This window comes from Streptomyces sp. CNX435 (genome assembly GCF_059570575.1).
On sequence record NZ_JCANTA010000021.1, the window covers coordinates 125,470 to 134,852 of the forward strand.

The 9,383-nt window shown below is 71.4% G+C and carries 11 protein-coding genes and 1 rRNA gene; 8 read left to right on the plus strand and 4 right to left on the minus strand.

The window, feature by feature from the left end; translation table 11 throughout:
- Nucleotides 1-302: 302 nt before the first annotated feature.
- From T328_RS28160 to T328_RS28170, 3 genes are all read left to right on the plus strand, one after another.
- On the plus strand, nucleotides 303-1,478 hold the full coding sequence (locus T328_RS28160) for a GAF domain-containing sensor histidine kinase (RefSeq protein ID WP_496499002.1): 1,176 nt from the start codon (nucleotides 303-305) through the stop codon (nucleotides 1,476-1,478).
- Complete coding sequence (locus T328_RS28165; RefSeq protein ID WP_496499003.1) at nucleotides 1,471-2,166, plus strand: response regulator; 696 nt, start codon at nucleotides 1,471-1,473, stop codon at nucleotides 2,164-2,166. Before T328_RS28160 ends, T328_RS28165 begins: the two co-directional genes overlap by 8 nt.
- 165 nt (nucleotides 2,167-2,331) lie before the next feature.
- Nucleotides 2,332-2,577, plus strand: a complete 246-nt coding sequence (locus T328_RS28170; protein ID WP_496499004.1) for a chaplin — start codon at nucleotides 2,332-2,334, stop codon at nucleotides 2,575-2,577.
- A gap of 140 nt (nucleotides 2,578-2,717) precedes the next feature.
- Here T328_RS28170 and T328_RS28175 read toward each other — a convergent pair whose 3' ends face one another.
- Nucleotides 2,718-3,515 carry an Rv1486c family protein gene (locus T328_RS28175; RefSeq protein ID WP_496499005.1) on the minus strand — a complete coding sequence of 266 codons (798 nt, stop codon included), beginning with the start codon at nucleotides 3,513-3,515 and terminating at the stop codon, nucleotides 2,718-2,720.
- 115 nt (nucleotides 3,516-3,630) lie between these two features.
- Between T328_RS28175 and T328_RS28180 the strand changes: the two genes are divergently transcribed.
- The 3 genes from T328_RS28180 (at nucleotide 3,631) to T328_RS28190 (ending at nucleotide 5,956) form a co-directional block, all read left to right on the plus strand.
- Nucleotides 3,631-4,428, plus strand: a complete 798-nt coding sequence (locus T328_RS28180) for an ABC transporter ATP-binding protein (protein WP_496499006.1) — start codon at nucleotides 3,631-3,633, stop codon at nucleotides 4,426-4,428.
- Between the two features lie 101 nt (nucleotides 4,429-4,529).
- Nucleotides 4,530-4,910, plus strand: coding sequence for an NfeD family protein (locus tag T328_RS28185; RefSeq protein ID WP_496499020.1), 381 nt, complete (start codon nucleotides 4,530-4,532; stop codon nucleotides 4,908-4,910).
- A gap of 80 nt (nucleotides 4,911-4,990) precedes the next feature.
- Nucleotides 4,991-5,956 (plus strand): SPFH domain-containing protein, encoded by a 966-nt coding sequence (locus T328_RS28190; RefSeq protein WP_496499007.1) that lies wholly within the window; start codon nucleotides 4,991-4,993, stop codon nucleotides 5,954-5,956.
- A gap of 148 nt (nucleotides 5,957-6,104) precedes the next feature.
- Here the strand turns inward: T328_RS28190 and T328_RS28195 are convergent, their stop codons facing one another.
- The 3 genes from T328_RS28195 to T328_RS28205 form a co-directional block, all read right to left on the minus strand.
- Nucleotides 6,105-6,632, minus strand: a complete 528-nt coding sequence (locus tag T328_RS28195) for an HNH endonuclease (RefSeq protein WP_496499008.1) — start codon at nucleotides 6,630-6,632, stop codon at nucleotides 6,105-6,107.
- 81 nt (nucleotides 6,633-6,713) lie between these two features.
- Nucleotides 6,714-7,253, minus strand: coding sequence for a YbhB/YbcL family Raf kinase inhibitor-like protein (locus T328_RS28200; RefSeq protein ID WP_496499009.1), 540 nt, complete (start codon nucleotides 7,251-7,253; stop codon nucleotides 6,714-6,716).
- A 142-nt stretch (nucleotides 7,254-7,395) separates the two neighbouring features.
- Nucleotides 7,396-8,178, minus strand: a complete 783-nt coding sequence (locus T328_RS28205; protein ID WP_496499010.1) for a sporulation protein — start codon at nucleotides 8,176-8,178, stop codon at nucleotides 7,396-7,398.
- 50 nt (nucleotides 8,179-8,228) lie between these two features.
- Here T328_RS28205 and T328_RS28210 point away from each other — a divergent pair, with 50 nt between their 5' ends.
- Complete coding sequence (locus tag T328_RS28210) at nucleotides 8,229-8,867, plus strand: DNA-3-methyladenine glycosylase (RefSeq protein ID WP_496499011.1); 639 nt, start codon at nucleotides 8,229-8,231, stop codon at nucleotides 8,865-8,867.
- A 350-nt stretch (nucleotides 8,868-9,217) separates the two neighbouring features.
- Nucleotides 9,218-9,383, plus strand: a 16S ribosomal RNA gene (locus T328_RS28215); the annotation flags it as partial.

Consider the following 9,383-nt stretch of genomic DNA (forward strand, 5'->3'; position numbering starts at 1 on the left):
CTTCACACGACGGCTGGGGACCCGGACATTGTTAGAGGAACGGAAAATCCGATGCAAAGACCCCCATTACGAACCTGTCTCGTAGGTCCGGCAGGGCCTTTGGTCCCGCGCCCGACGGCCCCGGACCGTCCGTATCCGGGTGGCCCGCCACTACTCCCGTTCGTAGGTGACGTGGCTCTCGTGGCGCAGCTCACACCGACGGGACTTCCGCGGGTCGGCACCGGGTCTTAGGTCCCAGGGCTGAGCCGGGCCCGGTCCGCGGCGGGATCACGCCGGCGGACCCGGCGGGTAGCGTGAACCGCATGTCCACCTCAGCCGCCGCCGGCCCGGCCGCCGGGCTCGAAGCGGTCAGCCGCGCCCTGCTCGCCATGAGCAGGCAGCTGCAGGTCCGCGACGTGCTCCAGACGATCACGGCGTCCGCGCGCGAGCTGCTGCAGGCCGAGTACGCCGCCCTCGGCGTGCCCGACGACCGCGGCGGCTTCGCCCAGTTCGTCGTCGACGGCGTCAGCGACGCGCAGTGGAAGGCCATCGGCCCGCTGCCCCGCCAGCACGGCATCCTCGCCGCGCTGATCAGGGACGCCGAGCCGGTGCGCCTCGGCGACGTACGCAAGGACCCCCGCTTCGGCGGCTGGCCCGGCGCCCACCCGCGGCTGAAGGACTTCGTCGGCATGCCCATCGCCGACGGCGAAGAGGTGCTCGGCGCGCTGTTCCTGGCCAACAAGCAGTGTGAGCCGGACGACCCGCCAGGGCCCGACGGCTGCCGCTTCGACGCCGAGGACGAGGCCCTGCTGCGTACCCTCGCCGACCACGCGGCCATCGCGCTGACCAACGCCCGCCTCTACGAGCGCAGCCGCGAGCTGACCATCGCCGGCGAGCGCGCCCGCATCGCGCACGAGCTGCACGACGCCGTCTCCCAGAAGCTCTTCTCGCTGCGCCTGACCGCGCAGGCCGCCGCCGCCCTCGTCGACCGCGACCCCGCGCGCGCCAAGGGCGAGCTGCAGCAGGTCGCGCGGCTCGCCGCGGACGCCGCCGAAGAGCTGCGCGCCGCCGTCGTCGAGCTGCGCCCCGCAGCCCTGGACGACGACGGCCTGGTGGCCACCCTCGCGACCCAGGTGCAGGTCCTCGACCGGGCCCACCGCGCCCGCGTCACCTTCACGTCCGCGCAGGTACGCGCCCTGCCCGCGGCGCAGGAGGAGGCGCTGCTCCGGGTCGCGCAGGAGGCCCTGCACAACGCACTGCGCCACGCCGACGCCGGCCTGGTCGAGGTCGCGCTCACCCGGCGCGGTCGCGGCGCGCGGCTGCGGGTGCGCGATGACGGCCGGGGCTTCGACCAGGCCGACATCGGGGTCCGCTCCGCCGGCCGCCACCTGGGCCTGGTGTCCATGCGCGACCGCGCCGCCGGGGTCGGCGGCGGCCTGACCGTCCAGTCGGCGCCCGGGCAGGGCACCGTGATCGAGATGGAGGTGCCCGGTGGCTGAGGCGGGCGAGAAGCAGCGGACCGACCGCTCGGACGGTACGGACGCGCCCGGCAGGATCCGCGTGCTGCTGGTCGACGACCACCAGGTCGTACGGCGCGGGCTGCGCACCTTCCTGGAGGTGCAGGACGACATCGAGGTCGTCGGCGAGGCCGCCGACGGCGACGAGGGCGTGGCCCGTACCGAAGAGCTGGTGCCGGACGTGGTGCTGATGGACGTGAAGATGCCCGGCACCGACGGCATCGAGGCGCTGCGCCGCATCCGCGAGTCCGGCAGCGCGGCGCGCGTGCTGGTCATCACGAGCTTCACCGAGCAGCGCACGGTCGTCCCCGCGCTGCGCGCGGGCGCCGCGGGCTACGTCTACAAGGACGTCGACCCCGAGGCGCTCGCCAAGGCGATCCGCTCGGTGCACGCCGGGCACGTGCTGCTGCAGCCGGACGTCGCCGGTGCGCTGCTGGCGCAGGAGACCGGCGGCGGGACCACGCAGGGGCGGGGGACCACGCTGACCGAGCGCGAGCGCGAGGTGCTGGCGCTGATCGCGGACGGCCGCTCGAACCGGGAGATCGCCCGCGCGCTCGTGGTGTCGGAGAAGACCGTCAAGACGCACGTGTCGAACATCCTGATGAAGCTGGACCTCGCCGATCGCACGCAGGCCGCCCTCTGGGCCGTACGACACGGCCTGAGCGGCTGATACGACGATCGGCCGGCGGCGCCCCGAGCCAGGCGGAGCGCCGTCTTCCGATCCGAGATTCATACTGTCGTGTAGATGTCGCCTGCCCGGCGCAACCGGGCCGGGCGGCCCGCGTTCTCCATGGCATGCCGCGGCACACGCCGTGGCGGACGCGAGGAGGAACTCATGAGGAACCTGAAGAGGGCGGCAGCCGTCACCATCGCCGCCAGCGGCCTGGCCGTGGCCGGCGCGGGCGTGGCCGCCGCGCACGGCGGTGCCGCCGCCGGCGGCCACGCCGTCGGCTCGCCCGGCATCGGCTCCGGCAACCTGGTCCAGGTGCCGGTGCACGAGCCCGTCAACGCCTGTGGCAACACCGGCACCGTCGTCGGCGCGCTGAACCCCGCGTTCGGCAACCTCTGCCTGAACCGCTGACGGAGCGCACCTTCCGTCGCGTACGCCCCACACGGACTGCCCCCGGGGGGCGTACGCGACGCGGCACGTTCCCGCGCTCTCGCGCCTGCGCGCCGCCGCGCTCGTCCACGAAGGCCGTACGACCCGCGCGCCCCCGCACGTCAGCCCCGCTCCAGCTCCTCGACGAACGCGTTGTACGCGGCCACCCGCGCCCGCCGCGCCGTCCGCTCCAGCGGCCGCAGCGCCTCCCCGCGGGCCGCCATCTGCCCCGCGCTGACCGCCGCGCCGTGCCCGTCGCCCGAGTCCCGCGCGATGTCCACCAGCGCCCCCACCCGCTGCGCCAGCTCCAGCACCCGCACCGCCCGCGGCGGATACCCCGGCGCCAGCACCTCGCGCCCACGCTCCGCCCGCGCCCGGTACGCCGCCAGAGCGGCCTCGGCGACCGGCCCCGACCCCGCCACGTCCAGCCGCGACAGCACCTCCGTGGCCTCCCGCATCGCCTCCGCCAGCTCCCGCTCCGCCTCGCCCAGCGACGGCACGTCCGCCGGCGGTGCCTCCCGCACCGGCCGGCAGCGCCACCGCACCCGGACCACCTCGTCCCCCTCCGGCCCCACCGCCCAGACCTCCGGCACCAGCCCCAGCGGCGGCCCGCCGGTCACCAGCACCGCCTCCCCGGCGTCCAGCGCCAGCGAGTTGAACTCCGGCGGCCCGGACAGCCCCAGCAGGTGCCCCGGCACCGGCAGCGCCACCCGCAGGCCCTTCGCCCCCAGCACCCGCAGCCGCCCCAGCGCCATGGTCAGGCCCACCCCCTCGGCGGACTCCTCCTCCGGCAGCCCCGCGACCCGGTGCCCGTCGTCGTCCGCGACGATGCGCTCCGCGGCCTCGTCGGGCGAGATGTGCCCGGAAAGCAGGGCATTTCCCCAGGCCGCCAACCGGCCTGAACGTGGTTCTTCGAGCATGGCACCAGCCTACGGACCGGGTCCGACATCGCGTGGCGTAGGTTTGCCCTGGGGCGGTGTCGCAGGCGCGCACCGCGTACGACGGACCGACACTGCAAGGGGAGACGGCGCGCTCATGAGCGATGTACTGGAGCTGGTGGACGTATCGGTGGTCCGCGACGACAGGGCTCTGGTCGACCAGGTCTCCTGGTCGGTCGCGGAGGGCGAGCGGTGGATCATCCTCGGTCCCAACGGCGCCGGAAAGACGACCCTGTTGAACATCGCCTCCAGCTACCTCTTCCCCTCCACGGGCACCGTCCAGGTCCTCGGCGAGAAGCTCGGCAGCGTCGACGTCTTCGAACTCCGCCCCCGTATCGGCATGGCCAGCGCCGCGCTCTCCGAGAAGTTGCCCAAGAGCCAGACCGTCCTGCAGACCGTCCTCACCGCCGCGTACGGCATGACCGCCACCTGGCACGAGAGCTACGAGGACGTCGACGAGGAACGCGCCAAGGCGTTCCTCGACCGCCTCGGCATGAGCGAATACCTGGAACGCCGGTTCGGCACCCTCTCCGAGGGCGAGCGCAAGCGCACCCAGATCGCCCGCGCCATGATGACCGACCCCGAACTGCTCCTCCTCGACGAGCCGGCCGCCGGCCTCGACCTCGGCGGCCGGGAGGACCTGGTACGCCGCCTCGGCCGGCTGGCCCGTGACCCGTACGCACCCTCGATGATCATGGTGACGCACCATGTGGAGGAAATCCCCCCCGGATTCACGCACGTCCTGATGATCCGGCAGGGCAAGGTGCTCGCCGCCGGACCCATCGAGGCCGAACTGACCTCCCGCAACCTGTCGCTCTGCTTCGGCCTGCCGCTCGTGCTCGACCGCGCCGGCGACCGCTGGACCGCCCAGGGCCTCCCGCTGTCCAAGGCGTGACCGAAGCCCGGAGCCCCCGGCCATCTGTCCCGAATCCCCTGCCCCGCAATAGCATTGGACACGTGGATGCATGGGTGTGGTGGCTGATCGCCGCCGTGGGCATGGGCATTCCTCTGGTGCTGACCGCCATGCCGGAGTTCGGCATGTTCTCGGTCGGCGCGGTGGCCGCCGCCGTGACGGCCGGCCTGGGGGGCGGACTCACCGTACAAGTGATCGTCTTCGCGGTCGTCTCGACCGCCCTCATCGCCGTCGTACGGCCCGTCGCGCGCCGACATCGCAGCCAGGGCGGAGCGGCCACCGGAATCGACGCCCTCAAGGGCAGACAGGCGGTGGTCCTGGAGCGCGTCGACGGCTCCGGGGGGCGCATCAAGCTCGCCGGCGAGGTGTGGAGCGCCCGGGCGCTCGACTCGGGCGAGGTTTACGAGCCCGGTCGGAAGGTCGATGTTGTGGACATCGACGGTGCGACCGCCGTCGTGATGTGACCGGAAGCGCCCTTACGGGCACGGCGGTTCTGCAACACTCGCGCTGGGCCGCACTATTGGATCACTAACCGGGGAGCAGCATGCAGCCGATCATCATCGTTCTGATCATCCTGGTGGTGCTCGTCTTCATCGCACTCATCAAGACGATCCAGGTCATCCCGCAGGCCAGTGCGGCCATCGTGGAGCGCTTCGGCCGCTACACCCGCACCCTCAACGCCGGTCTCAACATCGTGGTGCCGTTCATCGACACCATCCGCAACCGCGTCGACCTGCGCGAGCAAGTCGTGCCGTTCCCACCGCAACCCGTGATCACCCAGGACAACCTGGTGGTCAACATCGACACCGTCATCTACTACCAGGTCACCGACGCCCGGGCCGCCACGTACGAGGTCGCCAGCTACATCCAGGCCATCGAGCAGCTGACCGTCACCACCCTGCGCAACATCATCGGCGGCATGGACCTGGAGCGCACCCTGACCTCCCGCGAGGAGATCAACGCCGCGCTGCGCGGCGTCCTCGACGAGGCCACCGGCCGCTGGGGCATCCGCGTCAACCGCGTCGAGCTGAAGGCCATCGAGCCGCCCACCTCCATCCAGGACTCGATGGAGAAGCAGATGCGCGCCGACCGCGACAAGCGCGCCGCGATCCTCACCGCCGAGGGCGTCCGGCAGTCCGAGATCCTCACCGCCGAAGGTGAGAAGCAGGCCGCGATCCTGCGCGCCGAGGGCGAGGCCCGCTCCGCGGCGCTACGCGCCGAGGGCGAGGCGCAGGCCATCCGCACGGTCTTCGAGTCCATCCACGCCGGCGACCCGGACCAGAAGCTGCTGTCGTACCAGTACCTGCAGATGCTGCCGAAGATCGCCGAAGGCGACGCGAACAAGCTCTGGATCGTGCCCAGCGAGATCGGCGACGCCCTCAAGGGACTCGGCGGCGCCCTGGGCAACTTCGGCCCGCCCTCGACCACCGGCGGCGACGCCACCCCCTCCGTCCCCAAGCCCAGCACCCGCAAGGCCCCCACCTACCGCGAGCAGCCCCCGCTGGAGTAGGGGCACGCGCGGGTAAGCGTACGCATGTCGTACGACACGAGCCCGCCCCCGGTCGTCGCAACCGAACGGGGGCGGGCTCATCTCTTGAGGAGAGTGGCGGCGCGCACGCCTTCAGGAGACGCGCACGTCTTGAGGAGAGAGACGCCGCTCACGCGGCGACGCCCACCTCGCGGCCCTCCGGCAGCGTCAGCCACTCCGGCAGCTGCTCTTGCTCGCGCATGCCCAGCGCCAGCAGCAGCGCGTCCGCCGGTGTCGGCTCGAACGGCCGCCGCAGCAGCCGCATCCCCGCCTCCTCCGGCGTCCGGTCCGCCTTGCGGTGGTTGTCCGGGGCGCAGGACGCCACCGTGTTCAGCCAGGTGTCACCGCCGCCCAGCGAGCGCGGCATCACGTGGTCCACGGTCGTCGCCCGCCGGTCGCAGTACGCGCACCGGTGCCGGTCCCGTACCAGCACACCCCGACGGGACCACGGCGCACGTCTTCGGAACGGCACCCGCACGTACCGGCACAGCCGGATCACCTGCGGCACCGGCAGCTCCACGCTCGCCGCTCGCAGACGCACACCGGAGTGCGCCCGCTCGACGACGGCCTTGTCCTGGAGAACCAGCACCACCGCACGGCGAAGCGACACCGTCGACAGCGGCTCGAAGCTCGCGTTGAGCACCAGCGTCTCGCGCATCCCGGTCACACCTCCCGACTCCCCTCACCGAGCGGCGAGGTGGCTCCACTGTGCCCCGGGAGACCGGCCGCGACAACGCAATTAGCCCGCCGCGGGCTCCTCGTGCGTGCCGATGAGCTGCGCCCGCGCGAGGGTGTGGAAGCGCAGGTTGAAGCCCACGACGGCCGGCGTCGCGGCGGCGTCCGGCCCCAGCTTCTCCTGATCCACCGCGTACACAGTGAAGACGTACCGGTGCTCGCCGTCGCCGGGCGGCGGGGCCGCACCCGTGAAGTCGCCGGTCCCCGCGTCGTTCCGCACGGTCACCGCGCCCGCGGGCAGCCCCGCCTGGTCGCCCGTGCCCGCACCCGCGGGCAGCTCCGTCACGGACACCGGGATGTCGAACACCGACCAGTGCCAGAACCCGCTGCCGGTCGGCGCGTCCGGGTCGTAGCAGGTGACGGCGAAGCTCTTCGTCCCCTCCGGGAACCCCGACCAGCTCAGCTGCGGCGAGGTGTTGCCCTTCGCCCCGATCTGCGCGTCGGGCAGGGGAGCGCCTTCCTTGACGTCGTCGCTGGTGACGGTGAACGACGGCACCGCGGGATGGAAGTCGTGGGGCAGCGGCGGCCGGTTCTGCTCGGGCACGTAAGACACCTCCGGGTGGCTGTGACGCAACGGAAACGGCGTGGCGGGTCCGCGGCACGCGACGCGTGCTACGCGGCACCCCCGCCACGCCGGTCAGCCTAACGAGCGGCGGCCTGGTCACGGCCGCGACCCGACGCGCGGCTCAGAACCAGTTGCGCCGCGACCCGACCTGGGAGATCCACTGGCTCAGGTACGCGCTCCAGTCGGTCTGCTGGAAGTCGGTCAGCCCCACCTGGAACATCCGGAACGAGTCACCCCCGTCGGAGAACAGCCCCGGCTTCTTGTCCATCTCCAGCACCACGTCCATCTGCTGCCCGTCGGCGAGGAACGTCAGCTCCACGGCCGTCAGCCCGCGGTACTGCTGCGGCGCGTAGAACTCGATCTCCTGGTAGAAGGGCAGCCGCTGCCGCGTGTTGCGGATGTGCCCGCGCTCCAGGTCGGCGCTCTTGAAGCGGAAGCCCAGCCCACCGAACGCGTCGAGGATCGCCTGCTGCGCCGGCAGCGGGTGGACGGAGATCGGGTCGAGGTCCAGCGAGTCCACCGACCGGGCGATCTCCAGCTCGGTCGTCACACCCACGTTCATCCCCGGCAGCCGCTGCCCCAGGACGGACGTCACCGGTGTCTCCCACGGGACGTCCAGGCTGAACGACACGTTGTGCACAGCGTTCGGCTCGATCTGGAACGAGCCGCCGAGCCGCTGCCGGTGGAACTCGATGTCCTGCTTGTACTCGTTGTCGCCGCTCTCCACCTCCACCCGCGCCTGCAGCCCGACGGACAGTCCCTCGACCTCCTGGGCCACGGACCCGCCCTCGATGCGGACCTCGCCCTGCACGACGCCGCCGGGCACGACGTTCGCGTCGTTCAGCACCGTCTCCACCGACGCGCCACCCGCACCCAGGCTGGCGAAAAGCTTCTTGAACCCCATGGTGGACTCCCCTGCTCCCCTGTTGGACTGCTCAACTACGCTCACCCGACATGCCCCGTACCCCACTCGACCGCTCGTTCTTCCGTCGGCCCGTACTGGAGGTGGCGCCGGATCTGCTTGGCCGAACCCTACTGCGCCGCACGGCTGCCGGGACTATCTCCCTGCGACTCACCGAGGTCGAGGCGTACGCGGGGGAGCAGGACCCGGGTTCGCACGCCTACCGGGGCCGCACAGACCGCAACGCCGTCATGTTCGGGCCCGCGGGACACATCTACGTCTACTTCACGTACGGCATGTGGCACTGCATGAACGTGGTCTGCGGCGGGGAGGGCGCCGCGAGCGCCGTCCTGCTCCGCGCCGGCGAAGTGACGGAAGGCACGGAGCTGGCCCGCAAACACCGCCCGAAGGCCCGCAAGGACCGCGAACTGGCCCAGGGCCCGGCCCGCCTCGCCACCGCCCTCGACGTCGACCGGTCACTCAACGGCACGGACGCCTGCAGCCCGGCCGCCCCCCTCGAACTCCTCACCGGCACCCCCGCAGACCGCACCCGAGTCCGCAGCGGCCCCCGCACCGGCGTCGGCGGCGACGGCGCCCACCACCCCTGGCGCTTCTGGATCGCCGACGACCCGACGGTGAGCCGGTACCGCGCACACGAGCCACGCCGCCGGGCCAGGGCGGCCGGAGCTTGACTCGGTGGGAGGGGGGCCGTACCGTGGAGAGAGCCGCAAAAGGCCTGGTGTCTAGCACGCTCTGATGCCGACACCATCCTCCAGACGATCTTTTGTGAACTTGAGTCTTCATCTTGTTGCGCTTCGGCTGCAACTACTGAGACCCCGGTTTTGGAGCGAGGCGAAGCCTTCGCTACAGTGGTGGATACCGAAGGGAAACGCCCGGAGAAGCCTGGTGAGGGTTTTGATGGAAGTGTCCGTTCTTTGAGAACTCAACAGTGTGCCAAGTAGTCGATGCCAAGTGTTTGATGTAGTGACACAGCAGTAGCGAGGCAGACTCGTTTCTGTAGTGCTGCAGATCATTGTATGCATTTACGGAGAGTTTGATCCTGGCTCAGGACGAACGCTGGCGGCGTGCTTAACACATGCAAGTCGAACGATGATCCGGTTTCGGCCGGTGATTAGTGGCGAACGGGTGAGTAACACGTGGGCAATCTGCCCTGCACTCTGGGACAAGCCCTGGAAACGGGGTCTAAT